The sequence below is a fragment of the Ruegeria sp. CG11 genome, from assembly GCF_056537245.1.
In genome coordinates this window covers 269,164-289,482 of record NZ_JBQFRE010000002.1, presented here as the reverse complement: position 1 = coordinate 289,482, position 20,319 = coordinate 269,164, and the positions used below count along the sequence as shown (strand labels likewise).

General features: G+C 61.8%; 18 protein-coding genes and 3 pseudogenes. 14 read left to right on the top strand and 7 right to left on the bottom strand.

Annotated elements, in window-relative coordinates; genetic code table 11:
* Positions 1 to 84: 84 nt before the first annotated feature.
* Positions 85 to 1,236 (bottom strand): annotated as a pseudogene (locus tag ACR0KW_RS07535) (urate hydroxylase PuuD).
* Between the two features lie 96 nt (positions 1,237 to 1,332).
* On the opposite strand from ACR0KW_RS07535, the pseudogene ACR0KW_RS07530 reads away from it, so the two are divergent.
* Positions 1,333 to 2,163: pseudogene (locus ACR0KW_RS07530) on the top strand (LysR family transcriptional regulator); the annotation flags it as partial.
* 112 nt (positions 2,164 to 2,275) lie between these two features.
* Here ACR0KW_RS07530 and uraH read toward each other — a convergent pair.
* Positions 2,276 to 2,632, bottom strand: a complete 357-nt coding sequence (uraH, locus tag ACR0KW_RS07525) for a hydroxyisourate hydrolase (protein WP_480804437.1) — start codon at positions 2,630 to 2,632, stop codon at positions 2,276 to 2,278.
* Positions 2,633 to 2,793: 161 nt separating this feature from the next.
* Between uraH and puuE the strand changes: the two genes are divergently transcribed.
* Positions 2,794 to 4,212 carry an allantoinase PuuE gene (puuE, locus tag ACR0KW_RS07520; protein WP_480804436.1) on the top strand — a complete coding sequence of 473 codons (1,419 nt, stop codon included), beginning with the start codon at positions 2,794 to 2,796 and terminating at the stop codon, positions 4,210 to 4,212.
* Positions 4,209 to 4,697, top strand: coding sequence for an ureidoglycolate lyase (locus ACR0KW_RS07515; protein ID WP_480804435.1), 489 nt, complete (start codon positions 4,209 to 4,211; stop codon positions 4,695 to 4,697). The genes puuE and ACR0KW_RS07515 overlap by 4 nt, the downstream gene beginning before the upstream one ends.
* Before the next feature lie 100 nt (positions 4,698 to 4,797).
* On the opposite strand, the gene ACR0KW_RS07510 is transcribed toward ACR0KW_RS07515, so the two are convergent.
* From ACR0KW_RS07510 to ACR0KW_RS07500, 3 genes and pseudogenes are all read right to left on the bottom strand, one after another.
* Positions 4,798 to 5,784, bottom strand: a complete 987-nt coding sequence (locus tag ACR0KW_RS07510) for a type I glyceraldehyde-3-phosphate dehydrogenase (protein ID WP_480804434.1) — start codon at positions 5,782 to 5,784, stop codon at positions 4,798 to 4,800.
* Positions 5,785 to 5,838: 54 nt separating this feature from the next.
* Positions 5,839 to 6,162, bottom strand: coding sequence for a hypothetical protein (locus ACR0KW_RS07505; protein WP_480804433.1), 324 nt, complete (start codon positions 6,160 to 6,162; stop codon positions 5,839 to 5,841).
* 89 nt (positions 6,163 to 6,251) lie between these two features.
* Positions 6,252 to 7,084, bottom strand: a pseudogene (locus ACR0KW_RS07500) (bifunctional allantoicase/(S)-ureidoglycine aminohydrolase).
* 175 nt (positions 7,085 to 7,259) lie between these two features.
* Between ACR0KW_RS07500 and ACR0KW_RS07495 the strand changes: the two are divergent.
* Complete coding sequence (locus tag ACR0KW_RS07495; RefSeq protein WP_170326943.1) at positions 7,260 to 7,616, top strand: hypothetical protein; 357 nt, start codon at positions 7,260 to 7,262, stop codon at positions 7,614 to 7,616.
* 7 nt (positions 7,617 to 7,623) lie between these two features.
* On the opposite strand, the gene ACR0KW_RS07490 is transcribed toward ACR0KW_RS07495, so the two are convergent.
* Positions 7,624 to 8,559: a 2-hydroxyacid dehydrogenase gene (locus ACR0KW_RS07490; protein WP_480804432.1), complete on the bottom strand. Its 936-nt coding sequence runs from the start codon at positions 8,557 to 8,559 to the stop codon at positions 7,624 to 7,626.
* Positions 8,560 to 8,695: 136 nt separating this feature from the next.
* On the opposite strand from ACR0KW_RS07490, the gene ACR0KW_RS07485 reads away from it, so the two are divergent.
* The 3 genes from ACR0KW_RS07485 to ACR0KW_RS07475 are packed head-to-tail and all read left to right on the top strand — an operon-like array spanning position 8,696 to position 11,164.
* Positions 8,696 to 9,502, top strand: coding sequence for a thioesterase family protein (locus ACR0KW_RS07485; RefSeq protein ID WP_480804431.1), 807 nt, complete (start codon positions 8,696 to 8,698; stop codon positions 9,500 to 9,502).
* 28 nt (positions 9,503 to 9,530) lie between these two features.
* Positions 9,531 to 10,223: a DUF1007 family protein gene (locus tag ACR0KW_RS07480; protein ID WP_480804430.1), complete on the top strand. Its 693-nt coding sequence runs from the start codon at positions 9,531 to 9,533 to the stop codon at positions 10,221 to 10,223.
* Entirely contained in the window at positions 10,208 to 11,164 is a 957-nt protein-coding gene (locus tag ACR0KW_RS07475) for a nickel/cobalt transporter (protein WP_480804429.1), read from the top strand. The genes ACR0KW_RS07480 and ACR0KW_RS07475 overlap by 16 nt, the downstream gene beginning before the upstream one ends.
* On the opposite strand, the gene truA is transcribed toward ACR0KW_RS07475, so the two are convergent.
* On the bottom strand, positions 11,161 to 11,928 hold the full coding sequence (truA, locus tag ACR0KW_RS07470; RefSeq protein WP_480804428.1) for a tRNA pseudouridine(38-40) synthase TruA: 768 nt from the start codon (positions 11,926 to 11,928) through the stop codon (positions 11,161 to 11,163). The two genes, ACR0KW_RS07475 and truA, sit on opposite strands and share 4 nt — an antisense overlap.
* A 107-nt stretch (positions 11,929 to 12,035) precedes the next feature.
* Here truA and ACR0KW_RS07465 point away from each other — a divergent pair, with 107 nt between their 5' ends.
* The 7 genes from ACR0KW_RS07465 to ACR0KW_RS07435 all read left to right on the top strand — a co-directional run bounded on the left by ACR0KW_RS07465 (position 12,036) and on the right by ACR0KW_RS07435 (position 20,312).
* Positions 12,036 to 13,448: a YcjX family GTP-binding protein gene (locus tag ACR0KW_RS07465; protein ID WP_480804427.1), complete on the top strand. Its 1,413-nt coding sequence runs from the start codon at positions 12,036 to 12,038 to the stop codon at positions 13,446 to 13,448.
* The gene (locus ACR0KW_RS07460; protein ID WP_480804426.1) at positions 13,445 to 13,900 is read left to right on the top strand and encodes an N-acetyltransferase family protein; all 456 of its coding nucleotides are present in this window, start codon (positions 13,445 to 13,447) and stop codon (positions 13,898 to 13,900) included. The genes ACR0KW_RS07465 and ACR0KW_RS07460 overlap by 4 nt, the downstream gene beginning before the upstream one ends.
* A complete protein-coding gene (locus ACR0KW_RS07455) occupies positions 13,893 to 14,882 on the top strand; it encodes a YcjF family protein (RefSeq protein ID WP_480804425.1) in 990 nt (329 codons plus the stop codon). The genes ACR0KW_RS07460 and ACR0KW_RS07455 overlap by 8 nt, the downstream gene beginning before the upstream one ends.
* Positions 14,883 to 14,936: 54 nt before the next feature.
* Complete coding sequence (locus ACR0KW_RS07450; RefSeq protein ID WP_480804424.1) at positions 14,937 to 15,647, top strand: VIT1/CCC1 transporter family protein; 711 nt, start codon at positions 14,937 to 14,939, stop codon at positions 15,645 to 15,647.
* A 93-nt stretch (positions 15,648 to 15,740) separates the two neighbouring features.
* Entirely contained in the window at positions 15,741 to 17,048 is a 1,308-nt protein-coding gene (locus ACR0KW_RS07445; protein ID WP_480804423.1) for an SDR family oxidoreductase, read from the top strand.
* On the top strand, positions 17,048 to 17,521 hold the full coding sequence (locus tag ACR0KW_RS07440) for a DUF2269 family protein (protein ID WP_480804422.1): 474 nt from the start codon (positions 17,048 to 17,050) through the stop codon (positions 17,519 to 17,521). Before ACR0KW_RS07445 ends, ACR0KW_RS07440 begins: the two co-directional genes overlap by 1 nt.
* Positions 17,522 to 17,618: 97 nt before the next feature.
* Complete coding sequence (locus ACR0KW_RS07435; protein ID WP_480804421.1) at positions 17,619 to 20,312, top strand: DUF2339 domain-containing protein; 2,694 nt, start codon at positions 17,619 to 17,621, stop codon at positions 20,310 to 20,312.
* Positions 20,313 to 20,319: the final 7 nt, after the last annotated feature.

Genomic DNA, 20,319 nt, shown 5'->3' with positions numbered 1-20,319 from the left:
GGTTACGTTCATGTTAGAGCATCAGTTTCGGCGCAGGGAAAGAGGATATCGAAAACAATGCCGAATTAACGGATCGTGTTGTGATCAGGACCCGGCATTTCGGAACCAGCGGACGATCGCGGCACGGTCTTCGGGCTCCATGTAGGTGATGTTGGCGGGTGGCATGGCGTGGGTGACACCCGCCTGCAGGTAGATTTGTTTGGCATTGCGGGCAATGTTGCCTTCGGTTTCCAGCGAGACACCTTTTGGAGCCCGCTGAATACCCACCCACACCGGTTCGCGGGCATGGCACATGGAACAGCGACCCAGAACCACGTCATGTGCCTCTTCGAACCTGTCCGACGAGGCGAATTTCTGTTCGTAGGGCGTGAGCGGCTGCACCTCGGCCTCTTCCAGTGGTTTGTACATAGGCGCAGTGGACAGCCACATGATGGCAATGAACAACAGCGCCGTGATGGCCCAAGTCCAGGTTGGGTTTCCGGCGCGGGTGTGGCGGGTGTTAAAGTAGTGCCGGATGGTGACGCCCATTAGGAACACGACCGGTAACGTCAGGTAGTTGTTGTGGGTCGAACGCAGCTTGGCGATCTTGCCGTATTTCGGGTCTGGCGTGCGACCATTCTTCAGATCATCCAACACGATCCGTTGGTTTGGCATGATGATGACGAATACGTTAGCTGTCATGATCGTGGCAGTGAACGCACCCAGATGCAGCATCATCGCGCGCCCGGTGAAAATCTGGTTATACCCCAAGCCCATCGCCACCAGCAGAACGAACAGCATCAGCATCAGCAGAGTGGGACGTTACCCCTGCCCGGATTTGCACAGGAAATCATAGATCAGCCAGCCCACGGTTAGCGAAGCCGCCGAGATCAAAATCCCCTGCCACAGTGCCAGATCGGCCTTTTCGGCGTCGATCAGATGCAGCTCTCCACCGACCCAATAGACGATCATCAACAGCGCAGCGCCACTGAGCCAGGTTTCATAGCTTTCCCATTTGAACCAGGTCAGGTGATCGGGCATCTGCTCGGGCGCGACCAAGTATTTCTGGATGTGATAAAAGCCGCCGCCATGTTCCTGCCATTCCTCACCATCCGCCGGGCCGGGGATGTTGCGGTTCAGGCCAAGATCCAACGCAATGAAGTATAAGGACGATCCGATCCAGGCAATCGCGGTAATGACGTGCAGCCAGCGCACGGCAAAACCTATCCAATCCCAGAACACGACGAATTCGAACATGAGAGGTTTCTCCGGTAAGTTACAGCCACACTAGGCAAACGGGCTTTTCTTCGGCATTACCGTGTATTGTCGGGCTGTATCAAAAAAAACGATAAGATGTCCTGTCTCGACAACATCCGCACGTTTGTTCGTGTCTATTATCTGGGCAGCATGTCCGCTTCCGGCCGCGATTTGCGGATTTCTCAGCTTGAGGACCACCTGGGTGAGCGCCTGTTCCAACGCTCCACGCGCAACCTCAGCCCGACCGAGCAGGGCCGGGCGTTCTAACCCGGAGCGGTCACAGTTCTGGACGAGGTGAACGACGCCGAAGCGCAGGTGGTTCATCTGACCGAAGAGCCCCGTGGATCGTTGTTTGTTGCGGCGCCATTGGGGGTAAGGTGCCGTTGCTTGCGCCGCATGTGCCTGATATTTCTAGAGAAATATTCCGATATCGACGTGCGCTTGCGTCTGACGGACCGGTCAGTAGACCTGACGGCCGAGGGGTTGGATCTGGAGTTCTTCATTGGTCAACCCGAGGACAGCACCCTGCGTATACGCAAGGTCGCCGATTGGCAAAGGGTGCTGTGCGCGGCGCCCGACTACGTGCAGCGAATGGGGATGCCGCAGACGGGGGCAGACCTGATCTCAGGCAAGCACGAGTGCCTGAACCTGCGCTTTCCCGGCGCGACAGAGTTCCAGTGGCAGTTAGAGACACCCGAAGGGCCCAAACGGTTCGCAGTGTCGGGCCAGGGGATCGCAATGAAGCCGGTATTCGAGGTATCTGAGCATCTAAAGGCCGGGTGGCTGGTGCCGGTTGAGGTCGATATCCCTCCGGTTCCGGTGCAGATGGCGTGCCTTTACACTCATCGACGCCATCAGAACCCCAAGGCGCGCCTTTTCATGGACTTCATGATCGCGCGGATGGGCAAAGTAGAGCACAATTCCGAAACTCAGATTTTCAAAGGCTCCCGCCCCTGTTCGCGCCCTGTGGGAGCCCCACGCCGTTGGGCCGGGCGCCTTATCATGGGCGGCCGACGGGCGGGAGCCTTGCGTGAATTGGTTAACTGCCCCGATAGGTCGAGTAACCGTAGGGCGAAAGCAACAACGGCACGTGGTAGTGCGCATCCGCGTCAGACATACCGAACCGGATCGGCACCTGATCCAGAAACAGCGGGTCGTCAGCAGCTTGGCCTGTTGCACGCAGGTAGTCTCCGGCAAAGAACACCAGCTCATAAGACCCTGTTTTGAATTCTTCTTGCGGTAGGATCGGGCTGTTGGTGCGGCCGTCAGAATTGGTTTTGGTTTCGGCCAGTTTGCGGCGAGTATCCCCGGTGATTTCGTACAGGGCGATCCGCAGCCCCTCGGCCGGGCAGCCGCGTGCCGTATCCAGAACGTGGGTTGTCAGATAACCTGCCACGAGGGCCTCCTTTGATTTGCCTTTCGCTTTGTCGCAGTCTGGCGCAAAGTTCGATACAGTGGAAATGCCGAAAGAACCGGAAACAGCGTTCGGATCAGTTTGATAATCAACCGCGTGTTTCTGGGCTAAGGCTGACGAAACGCACAAAAACGGAAGAAACCATGCAGCCGCCTCGATACCCTCGTAACATGATCGGATACGGAGCCAACCCTCCCGACGCCAAATGGCCCGGAGGTGCGAAGCTGGCTGTACAGATTGTGCTGAATTATGAGGAGGGCGGTGAGAACAATATTCTGCACGGTGATGCCGCGTCCGAGGCCTTTCTGTCTGAGATTGTGGGTGCTGCGGCATGGCCCGGGCAGCGCCACTGGAATATGGAAACGATCTATGAATACGGGTCGCGCGCCGGGTTCTGGCGTCTACACCGGTTGATGCAGGACGTGCCGATTACGGTCTACGGTGTGGCAACGGCGCTGGCTCGCTCGCCGGATCAGGTGGCGGCAATGAAGTCGGCAGGTTGGGAGATTGCCAGCCATGGTCTGAAATGGATCGAGCACAAGGACATGGCCGAGGAGGAGGAGCGCGCGCAGATTGCCGAGGCCATCCGACTGCATACCGAGGTCGTGGGGGAGCGTCCGCGCGGATGGTACACTGGGCGCTGTTCCGAAAACACCGTTCGGCTGGTGGCCGAAGAAGGCGGGTTTGCCTATGTGGCCGACACCTATGCCGATGATCTGCCCTATTGGATGCAGACTGGAGGGCGGGATCAGTTGATCATGCCCTACACGCTGGATTGCAACGATATGCGCTTTGCCACGCCGCAAGGGTTCAACTCGGGCGATCAGTTCTACACCTATCTCAAGGACAGTTTTGATGCGCTTTACGCCGAAGGAGAGGCGGGCGCGCCCAAGATGCTGTCGATCGGGTTGCATTGCCGCCTGATCGGGCGGCCCGGGCGGGTGATGGCGTTGAAGCGGTTTCTGGACTATGCGCGCGGGTTCTCGGATGTCTGGTTTGCGACACGGTTGCAGATTGCTGAACACTGGGCGGCGCAACATCCTGCCGTGCAGCATCCGAAGCCGTCGCAGATGGAGCGGGATGCGTTTGTCGCGGCGTATGGTGGCATCTTTGAACATTCCGCGTGGATCGCGGAGCGCGCCTTTGATCTGGAGCTTGGGCCAGCTCATGACACGGCGGGGGGATTGCACAACGCGCTGTCCCGCATGTTCCGCTCGGCCTCGGATGAGGAGCGTCTGGGCGTGTTGACCGCACACCCGGATCTGGCGGGCAAGCTGGCACAGGCCAAGCGGTTGACGCAGGAAAGCACATCCGAGCAGGCCTCGGCCGGGTTGGATGCTTTGACGGATGAGGAGCGTGCCGCTTTCACCGAACTGAACCAGCGATATACCGAGAAGTTCGGCTTTCCGTTCATCATTGCGGTGCGTGACCACGACAAGGCGTCGATCCTGCAGGCATTTCAGCGGCGGATCGAACAGGACCGGGATACGGAGTTCGCCGAGGCCTGCCGTCAGGTCGAACGTATCGCGGAGTTCCGTTTGCGGGACGTGTTGCCCTCATGACCCGCCGGATCGTTGCCGCGTCGTTGACCGCTGAGGCCTTTGCACCCTTTGGCGATGTGCTGGAGGTTGCGGGCGAACCGGACAAGCTGATCAATCAAGGGCAGTGCGGTCGGTATCATGATCGCGCAGGGTTGGATTTTTCCGACGGGCGTGCAGGGATCAGCCTGTTCAACGCCTATCCGCGAAGCTTGCCCTATCGGTTGGATATGGTTGAGCGACACCCCGAGGGCAGTCAGGCCTTCATTCCCATGACACAGCACCCGTTTCTGGTCATCGTGGCTCCGGATGTGCGCGGTCGGCCGGGTGAGCCTTTGGCCTTTGTTACCGCGCCCGGACAGGCTGTGAACTATCACCGGGGGACATGGCATGGCGTTCTGACGCCGTTGCACGCTCCGGGCCTGTTTGCCGTTGTCGACCGGATCGGAGAGGGGGCCAATCTGGAAGAGGTGTGGTTCGACGAACCTTATGAAGTGGTAGCTGGCTAAAACCGGTTCTCCCGCCCGGCCCTTGGCGCATCATGGATGCTTGGGACCCGTTGGGCCGGGCAGCGCGCGGGCAAGCCCGCCCGCTGCGGTATCGCCTGTGTCAGGGTTGTGCCATTAGGCGCGCGACGTCGAGCATTCGCGCCGAAAAGCCCCATTCGTTGTCATACCAGCCGAAAATACGGACTTGGTTTTCACCGACCATGCGCGTTTCGGGGCCCGCGATGACCAGTGATTCCGGTCGTGTTCGCAGGTCCGAAGACACCAGCGCGTGATCGGTCCAGCCGAGTACGGGGGAGTGGGTGACGGCTTTACGAAATTCGGCCTCAAATGCAGACGCGGACATGCCGCATTCAAGCGTCGCGACCAGATCGATGGCAGACACGCTGGCGGTTGGAACGCGCACTGCCGCGCCGGAAATTCGGCCTGCAAGGTGCGGCATGACTTCATCGATCAGATGTGTCGCACTGGTTGTGGTGGGCACCATAGACAGCGCTCCGGCACGCGACCGGGCTAGATCGCCGCGAGGTGCGTCCACCATGGGCTGACTGTTGGTATAGCAGTGGATCGTTGTCATGTGAGCCGAGGCGATGCCTGCGATTCCGTCCAACACCTTGACCATTGGGGCCAGCCCGTTGGTTGTACAGGAGGCGTTCGATACGATCCGGGCGTTGCCCAGCTGATCCTCGTTTGCGCCCAGAACGATGGTCACCTCAGTGGCAGGTGAGGGGCCGGAGATAAGCACTTTGCCTGCCCCGGCGGTCAGCCCCTGTCCGGCCACGTCCGAGGTGCGCGCGACACCCGTGCAGTCCATCAGGACATCGACCCCGGTCAGATCGACGCGGGACAGGTCCGGGCTGTGGGTGACCGGAATGGTGCGGCCGTCGACCACCAGCGCCTCGTCACCGGCCTCGACCGCGCCGGGGTAGGGCCCAAAGGTACTGTCGTATTTGAACAGATAGGCACAGGTTTCCAGCGGTGCGATGTCGTTGATCAGCACCAGCTCGATATCTTTGCCCAGCGGCAAGGCCAGCAGCTGCCGCAGGATCGTGCGGCCGATGCGACCGAATCCGTTGATTGCAAGTTTCATGTACAAGCTATGGCAGTGGGTTGCGCCGACCTCAATGCCCGTTTCAACCCAAGGTCAGTTGCAGCTGACTTGCGAGAAGAACTGACCCGAGATGTTCTGATACATGCTGGCCCGGATCGGCTTGCATCCGGTCGCCGCCTGAATCGCCGCCATGGCCTGAATGGTGCGCAGGCGCGGCGGTGGGCCAAACGGGTTCAGGTTGTTGTTGTCACGGGTGGCGCGATACACGACCGGAGCATCCGAGATCTGCGTTACAGCCCAGGTGCGGCTCATGACGAATACCGATTTGGTTTCCTCTTTAGCGGCAACGGGGGTTGCCTCCAGGGCCGTCAGGCCAACTACAGCTGCCAGAGCCAGCATCGATCCGCGCAGTACCATTGAACAATCTCCAGTGCTAAAAACCGGTGTTATTTCACCAGATTAAAGCGCTTCTGTGAACCCCTGCACCGGAAAACACCGATTTGGCCTCAGCGTTTGGGCAACGACAGCGGCATGTGTCGGTTCACATCCTTGTAGAGCAGATAGCGGAATCGCCCCGGGCCGCCCGCGTAGCAGGCCTGTGGGCAGAAGGCGCGCAACCACATGTAGTCGCCGGCCTCGACCTCGACCCATCCTAGTTGAGCCGGTAGACCGCCTTGCCTTCAAGCACATAGAGTCCATGCTCCATCACGTGGGTTTCGGCAAAGGGGATCACGCCGCCGGGTTCGAAATTCACGATGTTCACGTGCATGTCGTGGCGCAGATCCTGCGGGTCTGCAAGGCGGGTGGTGGACCATCGGCCCTCGGTTCCCGGCATTTCGACAGGGGTCACGTCGCGTTCATTGGTGATGATCGGATCGGGGGTGGGCAGGCCGGGGACGGCCTCATGGGCCTTGCGGACCCAATGGAAGCGGGTGGTCTCATTGGTGTTGTTGTGCAGGGTCCAGTCGGAACTGGCTGGAACATACGCGTATCCGCCTGTTTCCAGCTGGTGAACCGCGCCGCCCAGCGTTAGCGTCACGGCCCCTTCGACTACGAACAGCACGCCCTGCGCCTGCGGGTCGGTTTCGGGTCGGTCGCTGCCGCCGCCGGGCTGCACCTCCATGATGTATTGCGAGAAGGTCTCGGCAAATCCGCTGAGGGGGCGGGACAGCACCCAAAGCCGGGTCCTTTCCCAGAATTGCAGTGCGCTGGTGACGATGTCGCGCATCGTGCCTTTGGGGATCACCGCGTAGGCCTCGGTGAACATGGCGCGGTCGGTCAAAAGCTGGTCCTGACCGGGGTGGCCGCCTGTGGGCGCGTAGTAGGTGGGTTGTGCCATCGGGTGCCTCTGCTTGGTGATCGGAGCACTATGCGGGGATTGCCTCAGCGGTCCTAGCGGCAGAGTCTCGATAGGTTTGTTCGGGATGACTTGAAGGTCGCCCAACGGGGCTTGGCCCCGGTTCGCTGGCGGTATAGTCTTGAATGCAAATCTTTTTCAGCAAGGCGAGGCGATCATGAAAGCCTGGATTTCTTCTACTCTTACTGCGGTTGTCATTCTTGGAGCGGCGACGGTTGTCCAAGCCAAGCCGATTTCCCGAATCATTGCCGAAATGGGGCTGACGCCTGCGGATTTCGAAGTTGTGAACGTAGCTGCGGACGCCATGCTTGCAGGGGGAACACCTCGGGTAGGCGAAGAAAGCACGTGGGTGAATGACGCCACCGGATCGAAAGGCACGATCCGCGTGCGTGATGTGCGCGATAATTGCGTTCATCTGCAGCACTTTATTCAACCCGAAGGGTCTGACCAGACCCGAGAGGTCAGGACCCGTCGCTGCCGCGATGCGGGCGGTAACTGGATCCTGACACCCTGATCCGGGATCAGTAGCCTCGGGCCCTGTCGACCTCGTGCAGCAGGGCTTTTCCGGCGGTCAGCCGTTCAAAGTTTTCGCCCACATCCGTCAGAGCCTCGCCCAGATGCCAGCCGGAGACATGCGGCGTGATGGTGACGCCTGGATGCGCCCAGAGCGGGTTTTCGGACGGCAGCGGCTCTGTCGAGGTCACATCCAGTACCGCGTGGCCGGGTGTGCCGTCGTCCAGCGCGGTGATCAGCGCGGTTTCGTCGATCAGATCACCCCGACCGGCGTTCAACAATTGGCTGCCGGGCTTCATCGCGGCCAGCATCCGGGCATCGAATAACCCAACGGTCTGAGGGGTCGAGGGCAGGATCGCGCAGACATGGTCGCATTGGCCCAGCAATTCGGGCAGGGCGGCTTCTCCGTGCAGGCAAGTCACGCCGTCGATCTGCTTGGGGGACCGGCTCCAGCCCATCACCTGAAACCCAATTGCCCGCAGCATTTTGGCACTGCGGGCGCCGATATGGCCCAGTCCAAGAACTCCAACTACGGTTTCCGGGGCATAAAGGGGTGCTTTGGGCAGCCATTCCGAGCGGCGCTGGGCAGCCTCGTGAAAAGCCATGTGACGCTGATGGCGCAGGACATAGGCCACGAACCATTCGGCGATTTCCTGTGCGGGTGCATCCGGTTTCAGCCGTGCCACGCGAACATGTCCAGGCAGGTTGGGATTGCTGACGATGGTCTCGACCCCAGCGCCCAGTTTTTGCACCAGTTGCAGGTTGGGCAGGCGTTCGGGGTGGTCGTTTTTCAACCCGACTACGGCGACCATGGTGATATCGGCGGGATCGCCGATCGTATCCGGCGTCCGTACGTCCGCGTTAGGGTAACGCTGCTGGATATCGCGGGCGATATCGCTGTCGCTGATCCAGTCAGACAACCCGGTTTCGATCAACAACGCCATGTCGCACCTCCCACTGCTTCAATTTGCGCTATGCCCCGTTACCGAACTGGACATTTTCCCCGCAGCTAAGTCATTCTCGGGCCGAAGGTAAAGCCCGGTTTTAGATCGGGTCAGCAGAAAACATTTGAGGCAGTCCATGAGCGGGACATCACAACAAAGCCGGCAGGCCTATTTTCATCTGCGCGACGACGGGGCCTTTGTCGGAAACGATCCGGCGCGCGGCCCTTGGTCTGCCGATCATTGCCATGCGGGTCCGGTCAGCGGACTGATTGTGCGCGCCGCGGAAACTGAGGTTGGCCCTGAGAAGATGCTGACCCGTCTGACGGTCGACCTGCTGCGGCCGCAACCGTTGGCAGGGCTACGGGTAGCGGCGGAAACCACGCGCCACACCAAGACGCTGGCAACCACGCGGGTCACGGTGCACGATCTGGACGACAGGCTCTGCGCCACGGCCACGACCATGCATCTGGCGCGGCGCGATCTGGGGCCGGTGCCGAATGTGACGATGGCCCCGCCCCGGGTGGAAGACGCAGTGACCGGCCCGTTCCCGATCGGCGAGGTGCGCCATGATCTGCCCGGCTTCGCCAATCACTCGGATGTGTTGTATCCGAAAGGCGGCAATCAGGGCGCGGGCCCAAAAACGGTCTGGATGCGCGTTCCCGCATTGCTTGAGGGTGAGGACCCGTCGCCAATCCAGGCGCTGTGCCCGCTGGCCGATTGCGGCAACGGCATCTCGTGGAACGCGCCGACACGCGAGATGGGGTTCATGAACACCGATCTGACTGTCCAAATCCATCGTGAGCCGGTGTCGGATTGGCTGGCCTCGGAGTCGGTCAGCCATTGGCAATCCTCAGGGATTGGGATGTCTCAATCGGTGCTTTATGACACCGAAGGGCCGGTGGGCACGGCCCTGCAAACGATTATTCTGTTCCCACCCACCTGATCTTTTGGCCGGTTTCTGCACGTCACCGGTGAATCGCATTGCCGGGCAGGGGCCGAGCCCCTATCTTTCGCCCATGCGCTGGATTGTGACCCTTTTGACCTGCTGTCTGCCGATCCCGGCGATGACGCACCCGCATGTCTTCATCGACACCGGGTTGGAGTTCATCGTGGACGACTCCGGCCAGTTAACGCATGTGCGCGTGACCTGGGCTTATGATGAGTTCTATTCGTTGCTGGTCCTGGAAGACATGAAGCTGGATCAGGATGCGGACGGTGTTCTGACGGACAGCGAACAGGGTTTCCTGGCCGGTTTCGATGCGCAATGGGTGGAAGGCTACAACGGAGATCTGGTCGTGTTTGCGGACGGTGTTCCGGTCACCTTGTCCGGCCCGCTGGAGCCGCAGGCCACCACCGAGGACGGGCGCATTGTTTCGTCCCATCTGCGAGCAGTTGAAGGTGGCGCGGTGTCTGCTGCTGCCTTGACAGCAAAAGCTTATGACGAGACCTACTACACCGCCTACGAGGTGACCCGCCCGGTGACGGTGACAGGCCCCGCGTCTTGTCAGGTCAGCCGGGTTGATCCCGACATCGACGGCCAGCTGGCGCAAATGCAGGCCTTCCTGTTGACGCTGGATGCCGATTACGATCTTGAGGAAAACGATATCCCGCTGGTCGGGGAAAGCTTTGCGACCGAGATTTTCGTTTCATGTCCAAATACCTGATTGTTCCGGTTGCCATCGCCATTGCCTTGCTGCTGTGGTTTTGGGGCAGCGGCGGCTTTGACAGTCTTGCCGCCTGGGCCGCAGGTGAGCAGCGCGAGTTTCAGAACCAGATCGCCCGCGCCCTGCGTGCCGCCCGCGCCGAACAGCCCGAGGCGGTTGCGACCCTGCTGACGGTTTGTTTCGCCTATGGCTTCTTCCATGCGATTGGCCCGGGCCACGGCAAAGTGCTGATCGGAGGCTACGGGCTGGGTCGCCGCGTCGCGTTCTGGCGCCTGGCTGCGATCAGTGTGCTGTCCAGTCTGGGTCAGGCTGTGACGGCCGTTGTGCTGGTCTACGCCGGGGTTCTGGTCTTTCAGATGTCGCGTGAAAGTCTGGTGGGTACGACCGAGCAGGTCATGGCCCCGATCAGCTATGCGGCCATCGCGGCGATTGGTCTTTGGCTGGTGGTCCGGTCTGTTCGCAGTTTTGCACGGCGTCATCGGACCGAAACCGCACATCACCACCATGATCATCACGACCATGATCACCACCATCATGACCACGCCCACCAACATCACGATCACGATGACGGCGTCTGTTCCGATTGCGGCCACCGCCATGGCCCGACGGCCGAGGAAGTCGCTCAGGTAGGCAGCCTGCGCGAGGCCATGCTGCTGATCGCGGGCATTGCGGCGCGGCCCTGTACGGGCGCCCTGTTCGTGCTGATCCTGACTTGGCAGATGGGCATCGCATTGGTCGGCATCGCGGGCGCCTTTGCGATGGCTTTGGGCACGGCGACGGTAACAACTCTGGTTGGGTGGACCTCGTTCGGGCTGCGCGGAGGGTTGCTGGCCTCTGCCTCGGCCACGCGGTTTGCCTCGGTACTGGCGCCGACGATCGAACTGGTGGCGGGGCTGATTATCGTTGTGATTGCCAGTGGTCTGCTGATGCGCGCTATCTAGTCGAAAACCGGTTCCGGATACCCGACCCGCGCCAGATACAGGCCCTGCGGTGGGCATACCGGCCCGCAGGCAGCACGATCTGCAGCTTCCAATGCTTCGCGCACATCCTCGGGTGACCATGCACCCGCGCCGACACGCTCCAGCGTTCCAACAAAACTGCGCACCTGATTGTGCAGGAAGGACCGGGCACGGACGTGGAAATGCACCTCGGGACCTGAGAAGCCTTCAACCTGTTCGACCCGCAGCTCGTCCAGCGTTTTGACCGGGCTGGCGGCCTGACAAATGGACGAGCGGAAGGTGGTAAAATCATGCCGCCCGATCAGCATATCCGCCCCGGCCTGCATCGCATCGACGTCCAGCCGGTGGTTGATCCGCCAGACCTGCCCAGCGTCATGGGTCGCTGGCGCACGGCGCATCAGGATGCGGAACAGGTACTGACGCTCCAGCGCCGAAAACCGCGCGTGCCAGTCGTCATCCACCCGCGCGGCCTTGACGATGGCCACCGGTTGCGGCTTGAGGTGATAGTTCAGCGCCTCGGAAAGGCGAAACGGATCCCAGTCCTTGACCAGATCGCAATGGGCCACCTGACCCAGCGCGTGCACGCCTGCATCGGTGCGACCGGCGGCGGCAATGGTGTGCTCGCCGGGTTGAATGCGCGACAACGCCTTTTCGATTGCCCCCTGAACGGACGGCAATTCCTTTTGCCGCTGCCACCCGGCAAACGGTTCCCCCTGGTATTCGACTTTCAGCGCGTATCTGGGCATGGGCCGCTGGTAACGTGCCGCGCGAAAAGGGGCAAGAGCGGGAAAGCTCTGGCAAGTGCAGTGACCTCTACCTATCTTGAGCGAAATGATAAAAGCGGGGCGACAGTTTGGTCATCTCATCCTTGGCAGACAGTCTTTTGCGCGGCGTCGAAAGCGTGGGTGATCGCGTATCCGAGACATTGTTCGAGCCGGTCATACGTCTGGGCGTCACCGGTCTGGCGCGGTCGGGCAAGACGGTATTCATCACCTCTCTGGTTGCGAACCTGCTGGATCGGGGGCGGATGCCCGGACTGGTGGCCCAGCAGGAGGGTCGGATTAACACCGCCTATCTGCAGCCGCAGCCCGACGATACCGTGCCCCGGTTCGACTATGAAAACCATCTGGCCGCACTGACCGGGCCGCAACCGCACTGGCCCGACAGCACCCGCGCCGTGTCCGAGCTGCGCCTGTCCTTCAAGGCGCGCCCTGCGGGTTTGCTGTCCGGCCTGCAGGGGCCGCGGACCATCCATCTGGACATCGTCGACTATCCCGGCGAATGGCTGCTGGATCTGGCGCTGTTGGACAAGTCCTATGAGGTCTGGTCGGCCGAGACGCTGGACCGCATCGCTGGCCGGACTGAGGCCGCGCCGTATCTCGCGCAGGCCAAGGCAGCCGATCCCGCGGAGAAACATGACGAACCCACAGCGCAGGCGCTGGCGAAGACCTTCGCCGCGTATCTGAGCGCCGCGCGGGAGGCTGGGTTCTATGACTGCACACCGGGCCGATTCCTGTTGCCGGGCGATCTGGCGGGGTCTCCGGTGCTGACCTTTGCGCCGCTGCCGGTGGGCGGCCATGCGCCGCGCCGCAGCCTGCACCGGGAAATGGCGCGTCGGTATGAGGCGTACAAGGCGCAGGTGGTGAAACCGTTCTTTCGCGATCACTTCTCGCGCATCGACCGGCAAGTGGTTCTGGTCGATGCGCTGGGCGCGATCCACAAAGGCCCTCAGGCGGTCGAGGATATGCGCCGGGCGATGGCCGACATCCTTGCGGCCTTCCGCCCCGGTCGCAACGCGTGGCTCAGCCAGTTGCTGTTGGGCAAACGGGTCGAGCGTATCCTGTTCGCCGCCACCAAGGCCGATCACTTGCATCACACGCAGCATCCTCGCCTGACCCATATCATGGAGGCCTTGACCCGCGACGCCCGCGACCGCGCCAGCTTTGCCGGGGCGGAGACGGCGGCACTGTCACTGGCGGCGTTGCGGGCGACGACCGAGGAAATTCGCACTCATAACGGAAGCGAGCTGCCCTGCGTGCGCGGTACATTGTTGGATGGCAAACAGGCGGCATTTTATCCCGGCGAACTCCCCGACGACCCGGCGCACCTGCTGGGACCGGCCCGCAATGGGGCAGAGAGCTGGCTGGGTGAAGAATATGGCTTCATGGCCTTCGCGCCCGCGCATCTGACCCTGCGCCCCGGTGATGGTCCGCCGCATATCCGGCTGGACCGCGCCGCGCAATTCCTGATCGGAGACCGCCTGTGACCGTCACCCTCCGCCCCGCCCGCAGCACGGACGCCGGTAGTATCGGAGAGATCCTGCACGGCTTTTCCCGTGAAAATGACTGGATGCCCGAGCTGCATTCGCGCGCCGAAACCATCGCCTTTTGCGGCTGGATGATCGATCAGGGCTGGGTCACTGTGGCCGAAACCGATGCGGGCGTTGTGGGATTTCTGGCGCTCAACGGGACGGAAATTCACTCTCTGTACCTGACACCTGCAGTATGCGGCCGGGGGATTGGTCAATGCCTGCTGGGACAGGCAAAGTCTGGTCGGGCCGAGCTGTCCCTGTTTGCGTTTCAGGCCAATCGGGGAGCTTGTCGGTTCTACGAACGCAATGGTTTCGCCGAGGTCGCCCGCAGCGACGGGTCGGGCAATGATGAAAACCTGCCGGACATCAAGTATGTCTGGCACAGGGAAGGGGCGGCTGATGGCTAAAGGACCGGTACTGATCGATCTGGACGCGGAAGAACCTGCAGCCGACGTGGCACAGGCCCCGCCGGTGCCCGACATTGCCCCGCCGCAAGGGCAGGCGATGCAGACGGCGGCACGGCTGGCGGCGCGAAAGCCTTCGGCCCTGTTTCGGTGGTTCTGGGGGCTGGCGCTGGCGGTGATCGGCGCTGTAGTCTCGGTCGCTGCCTGGGATTTCGTCAATTCACTACTGCTGCGCGCGCCGATTTTGGGTTGGGTCGTGACCGGTCTGATTGGCGCGCTTGTACTGGTTGGGCTGATCATCGCGGTGCGGGAGTTGGCCGCCATCGGGCGGCTGTCCCGTGTGGATGGGATGCGCCACGCTGCGGATGTCGCATTGGCCGAGGGCGATCTGGCGCAGGCCCGCGCGGTCACCAACCGCCTGATCGCGTTCTACAAAGGGCGTGATGAAACTAAATGGGGCCGCGATCGTCTGGCCGAGCGGATGGGCGAGCAGTTCGACGCCTCGACCCTGCTGACCCTGGCCGAAGACGAATTGCTGGCCCCTCTGGACGCCGCCGCCAGCCGCGAGGTTGAAGCTGCCGCCCGGCAGGTGGCGACCGTGACCGCGCTGGTGCCGTTGGCGCTGGCGGATGTGGTGACGGCGTTGGCGGCCTCATTGCGAATGATCCGCCGTGTGGCTGAGATCTATGGCGGCCGCGCAGGGTTTCTGGGCAGTTGGCGATTAACCCGCGCGGTGTTTGTGCACCTTGTTGCGACGGGGGCTGTGGCTGTAGGCGACGATCTGCTGGAGCCGGTTTTGGGTGGATCGGTTCTCAGCAAACTGTCACGCAGGTTTGGTGAGGGGCTGGTGAACGGCGCGCTCAGCGCGCGGGTTGGCGTGGCCGCGATGGAGGTCTGCCGTCCGTTACCGTTTTCCGACCGGTATCAACCCTCGACGCGCGGGATGATCAAACGGGCGCTTAGCGGGTTGTTTTCCAAAACTTGACCTGACGCAAAGTCCACTGGCCTGCTGGCGTGCATAACAAAGCCGGAGCCAGCCATGACCGACCACGGACACAGCCAGCAGGAAGTCACCGCGCGGATCAATGCGCCGCCCGGTCGGGGTGTGCTGCGCGATGTGGTCTATGGCGGCATTGACGGGTCTGTGACCACATTTGCCATCGTGGCCGGGGTCGCCGGGGCGGGGTTGTCTCCATTCATTATCGTCGCGTTGGGACTGGCCAACGTGCTAGCGGATGGGTTCTCCATGGCTGCGGGGAATTACTCGGGCACCAAGGCCGAATTGGATAATATCCGCCGCATCCGCGCCATCGAAGAGCGTCACATCAGGATGTACCCCGATGGCGAGCGCCGCGAGGTGCGCGAGATTCTGGCGCAGAAGGGCCTGTCGGGCCGCGTGTTGGACGAGGCGACCGATGCGATCACCGCCAACCACGAAAACTGGATCAACCTGATGGTCGAGGGCGAATACGGACTGGGAAGCGTCGATCCGCATCCGTTCAAGGCCGCGATGGCGACCTTCATAGCGTTCCTCGTTGCCGGTATGGTGCCGCTGCTGCCATTCCTGCTGGGACTTGATCAGGCCTTTACCATCTCGGCCTGCATGACCATGGGCGTTTTCTTTGCCATCGGAGCGTTCAAGAGCCGGTGGTCGTTGTCCCCATGGTGGCGGTCTGGGATTGAGACTTTTGTGATCGGCGGGGCTGCGGCGTTGATCGCCTATCTTGTCGGGTCGCTGTTTCACCCCTGACGGCCAAGATTGTCGCAGGGTGGCGCAAATGGCTGGTCAAACCCGGGCTAGCAGTTAGGCTGCTGCAAACAGGTTCTAGTGATTGAGTGCCCGTTGCAGCTTGCAAGTAAAAACATTTTGGTTTTAGGGGCTTATGGCTTTATCGGCACTGCTGTCACGCGGTCGCTGCGGGCTGAGGGTGCGCGTGTTTCGGCCTTTGTGCGTAGCGGGAAAGCGGGGGCGCAGGTTTTTGGGGATATTCCGCAGATACAGGGCGATTTGCGGGCCTGTTTACGACCCGAGGATTGGGATGATTACCTGCACGGCGTTGATTGCGTCGTGAACTGCGCAGGCGCATTGCAGGACGGCCCGGCAGATGATCTTGAGGCGGTCCACCACACCGCCATTGCATCTTTGGGCAGGGCCTGCGCGCAGCAGAATATCGCGGTGGTCCAAATATCGGCCATCGGGGCCGAACCCGATGCGAACACCGATTTCATGCGCACTAAGGCCGCTGGGGATGCGGCGCTGCGGGTAAGCGGTGCTTTGTTATGGATACTCAAACCAGGGCTGGTGATCGGGCAATCGGATTATGGCGGCACGGCGCTGTTACGATTGCTGGCGGCAGTGCCCTTGGTGCAGCCTATCGCATATCCCGACACCCCCGTTCAATGCGTCGGGATGCAGGACCTATGCCGCGCCGTTGGGCAGGCCGTGGCGCAGGACCTACCGCAAGGAACCTATGATCTGGTCGAAGACTCTCCGGCCTCGTTGTTTGACGTTTTGGCGGAGTCCCGCAAATGGATGGGGTTCCCGGCTGCGCGTACCACAATTGCGGTTCCGGGCGTGGTGACCACCCTGATCTCGGCCTGTGCCGACGGGTTGGGTCATTTGGGGTGGCGCTCGCCCCTGCGCAGCAATGCGATGACGGTGATGGCAGACGGAGTGGTGGGTGACCCAAAGCCCTACCGTGCGGCTACGGGACAGTCACTGGCCAGCTTACCACAGGTCTATGCCGGTCTGACCTGTTCGCGCGAGCATCGGCTGACGGCGCGGATGTCGCTGCTGATGCCTGCGGTTGTCGCGGTGCTCAGCCTGTTCTGGCTGATATCCGGCCTGATCGGATTGATCAGCATCTCCGATGCCGCGTCTGTTCTGACCAATGCCGGGTGGGGTATGGCCTTGGCCGTGGCCAGCGTCCTGTTCTGGTCCTTTGTCGATATCGCGTTGGGCCTTGCGATCCTCTGGCGGCCCTGGGCAGCGCGCGCCTGTCTGGCGCAGGTGGCCGTTGCCCTGTTTTACCTGCTGGCCGCCAGTTTCACAGTGCCGGGCTTATGGCTCGACCCGCTCGGCCCGTTGATCAAGATCCTGCCGGCGATGATGCTCTCGCTTGTCGCCTGGCCCCTGTTGCAGAGCCGCTAATGGACCCGGACCTGATCCTGCCTTGGCTGCACATCATCGGAGCCTGCGTTCTGCTGGGCACCGGTGCCGGGATCGCGTTTTTCATGCTGATCGCGCATCGCTCAGGCGATGCCCGGTTTATCGCGCAAACCGCCGGAATCGTGGTTTTGGCCGATCTTGTGTTCACAACAACGGCCGTTATTGCCCAGCCCATAACCGGCGGGCTGCTGGCATGGCGGCTGGGTTGGCCCCTGACCGAGGGGTGGATACTGGCCTCGCTGGTGCTTTATGCGGTGGCTGGGGTGTTCTGGCTGCCGGTCGTGTGGATACAGGTGCGTATGCGCGGGCTGGCGCAGGCAGCGGCTGACAGCGCCGTGCCCTTGCCGCGGGCCTATCACCGGCTGTTCCGCATCTGGTTTGTTTGCGGATTTCCGGCTTTTGCGGCGGTGTTGACCATCCTTTGGCTGATGATTGCGCGCCCGACGATCGGGTGATTTAGCCCGCAGGCTTGCGAGTAAATTGCCGGGATTTCTGACTGTTGCCCGCTGCGTGCCTCGGGTAGCCTGACGTCGAAACCAACCGGAGAGCCCATTGGAATCCCTGCTTGTTCTTGTCGGATTGATCGTGCTGGCCATACCGGTGGCCATCATTGTTCTGCTTGTCGGTCACACGCGCCTGCGCCGCCGGGTCGAACAGCTTGAACAGCAACTCCGCGCGCTGGGTGGGGAGGTGCCCGAGACACGTGTTGCGCCAGCCCGGCCCGAGCCGCGCAAGCCGACCGAGAAACCGGACAAGCCACCGAAGACCGCGCCGTGGTCCAAGGCTCAAGCACCTCAGCCCGCAACTGAGCAATCCCCGCCTGCCGCCGTTGTGTTTCGCGAGGATCGGTTTGCAGCCTTCTCGACCTGGTTGAAGGAGAACTGGTTTTACGCGGTGTCGGCCCTGTCGCTGGCGCTGGCGGGGATATTTCTGGTTCAATACGGCGTTGAAAATGGCCTGCTGCCACCGTCCGCCCGCGTGATCGCCGCGTTGCTTTTCGGCGCGGCGCTGATTGTGGCTGGCGAAGTGATCCGCCGCAGGTTCGGCGATGACGAATCCTCGGCCACCGCCTATTTGCCCTCGGTCTTCTCCGGCGCCGGTCTGGTTACCTTGTTCGGGGGTATTCTGGCCGCAAGACAGCTTTATGACCTGATCGGACCCGAGGTCGCGCTGGCTGCGATGGTTGTTGTCGCACTGTTGGGGTTAGTTTTGGGGTGGTTTCACGGCCCCTTGCTGGCCGCCGTTGGTTTGATCGGAGCCTTTTCAGCCCCCTTCGTTGTTGGCGGAACCTCCGAGGACCCAAGCTGGCTGTACGCCTATTTCTTCGTGATCGCTGTTTTGGGGCTTGGGATCGACACGGTGCGGCGCTGGGCGTGGATCTCGGTTCTGACCCTGTTTGGCACATACACCGCTTGCCTGTTGCTGGTCCTGTCCTCGCCCTTGACTGAACCGGATTACCTGATCTGCGTCACGGCGCTGGCAGTGATAGCCATTGCCATTCCGGTCCGGCGGGTCTGGCCGGATCATGGCGGTGCGATGATCAGCCAGATCATCCGCCGCAAAAAGGGAGATGCATGGCCTGAATTCCCGACACGGCTGGGTTTTGGCGCAATTGCTGTGAGTTCCGCCATTCTGTCGGTGCACTGGGCCGACAGCCCGGCGGAGTTCTGGCTGGGCGTGACCTTGCTGGCAGGGCTGACACTTGGACTGATGCTGTGGGGCAGGCGGGCAGAGGCCCTGAAGGACGCAACTGCGCTGCCTGCGCTTGGCCTAGTCTGGTTCGTTCTGGTGCATGGCTGGGATAACGGCATCGTGCTGCGCCAGTTCGCCGAAACCTACGCCGAAACCGCCGAAGCAGACTACCCGTGGGTAGTCACGATCCTGATCATGCTGGGCGCGGTGATGTCCGTCACCGCAGCGTGGCGCTCGATGCAGGCGCGCACATTCCCGGCGGTCTGGGCCGGTGCGGCTGCTGTCTTTGCACCCGCCTTGGCCATCGCGCTTGAGGTCGGTTGGCACCCCGCGACGGTCATCGGAGCCTATCCGTGGGCGCTGCATGGCATTGCCTTGGGCGTGCTGATGGTCATCTTTGCCGAGCGCTTTGAGCGCGTTGATGGCGACAAGCGGATGCGCGCGTCTCTGGCGACACTTTCGGCGCTGTCCTGTTTGACCTTCGCCTGCGTCATCGTCCTTAGTTCAGCGGCGCTGACCATTGCTTTGGTCGCGATGGTCGTCGTGGCCGCCGCGCTGGATCGCAAATTCACCCTGCCTCCGTTGAGCTGGTTCATATGGGCCGGAGTGTTTACGGTCACGGTGCGGCTGGTGCTGAACCCGGGTCTCGACTGGGCCAGCACGGCTCCGTTGGTTGAGATGGCATTGGTTTACAGTACGGCCACCGTTGGTTTCCTGATTGGCTGGCTGCTGATCCGGCCATTGGACCGCCCTGTGGCGACGCTGTTGCTGGAGAGTGCGGCTTGGGCGACGGGGGGCATCTTGCTGTCGCTGCTGCTGGAACGCTGGCTGCAGAGCTTTGGCGAAGGCGGCGCCACCAACAGCCACTGGGGTTTGGGCCTGCTGGCGATCATCTGGCTTCTGCTGGCCTTTGCTCAGGTGCAGCGGTTTGAACTGGGCGGACAGCTGAACTATGCCCGCTATCTTTTGGCCGCGTTCTTTGCCGGGCATGGCCTTTTCCGGCTGGCACAGGCGCTGGCTGAGGCGAACCCGCTGCTCAGCACAGTGGCCCCGCCAGTTCTGGGGCCGCCGGTGTTGAACACACTGGCTGTGGCCTATTTACTGCCTGCACTGGCCATTGGGTTCTCGGTCTGGCGTATCCGCGCGACACCGCTCTGGCTGAAGCGCGCCAGTTGGGGGCTGAGCGGTCTGTTGGCCGCTGTCTGGCTGGGCCTGACAATCCGTCATGTCTGGCAGGGCGCAGTCGGCATGTATGAGGGCAACGGTTTCACACAGCCCGAGCTTTACACCTATACCATGGCCCTGCTGGTGATCGGGGCGGCACTTTTCTACCAATCGCTGGCGCGTCGGTCCGAACTGATGCGCAAGGCAGGTCTGGGGGTGATCGGCCTGGCCGTGGCCAAAGTGTTTCTGATCGACATTGCCGGGCTGGGCGGCCTGATCCGGGTGTTCTCGCTACTGGCATTGGGTCTTGCACTGGCGGGTCTGGCGTGGCTCAATCGATGGGCCAAGCTGCGCCATTCGCCGCAACGGGCGGAACCTCTGGACCATTAGGCGCGGT

Bases quoted from the DNA above. Each gene is read 5' to 3' on its own strand.
- ACR0KW_RS07475 (WP_480804429.1), top strand. From the start codon at position 10,208: ATGTCCAAATACCTGATTGTTCCGGTTGCCATCGCCATTGCCTTGCTG.
- ACR0KW_RS07505 (WP_480804433.1), bottom strand. From the start codon at position 6,162: ATGGTACTGCGCGGATCGATGCTGGCTCTGGCAGCTGTAGTTGGCCTG.
- puuE (WP_480804436.1), top strand. From the start codon at position 2,794: ATGCAGCCGCCTCGATACCCTCGTAACATGATCGGATACGGAGCCAAC.
- ACR0KW_RS07455 (WP_480804425.1), top strand. From the start codon at position 13,893: ATGGCTAAAGGACCGGTACTGATCGATCTGGACGCGGAAGAACCTGCA.
- ACR0KW_RS07515 (WP_480804435.1), top strand. From the start codon at position 4,209: ATGACCCGCCGGATCGTTGCCGCGTCGTTGACCGCTGAGGCCTTTGCA.
- ACR0KW_RS07440 (WP_480804422.1), top strand. From the start codon at position 17,048: ATGGACCCGGACCTGATCCTGCCTTGGCTGCACATCATCGGAGCCTGC.
- ACR0KW_RS07510 (WP_480804434.1), bottom strand. From the start codon at position 5,784: ATGAAACTTGCAATCAACGGATTCGGTCGCATCGGCCGCACGATCCTG.
- ACR0KW_RS07495 (WP_170326943.1), top strand. From the start codon at position 7,260: ATGAAAGCCTGGATTTCTTCTACTCTTACTGCGGTTGTCATTCTTGGA.
- ACR0KW_RS07490 (WP_480804432.1), bottom strand. From the start codon at position 8,559: ATGGCGTTGTTGATCGAAACCGGGTTGTCTGACTGGATCAGCGACAGC.
- truA (WP_480804428.1), bottom strand. From the start codon at position 11,928: ATGCCCAGATACGCGCTGAAAGTCGAATACCAGGGGGAACCGTTTGCC.
- ACR0KW_RS07450 (WP_480804424.1), top strand. From the start codon at position 14,937: ATGACCGACCACGGACACAGCCAGCAGGAAGTCACCGCGCGGATCAAT.
- ACR0KW_RS07485 (WP_480804431.1), top strand. From the start codon at position 8,696: ATGAGCGGGACATCACAACAAAGCCGGCAGGCCTATTTTCATCTGCGC.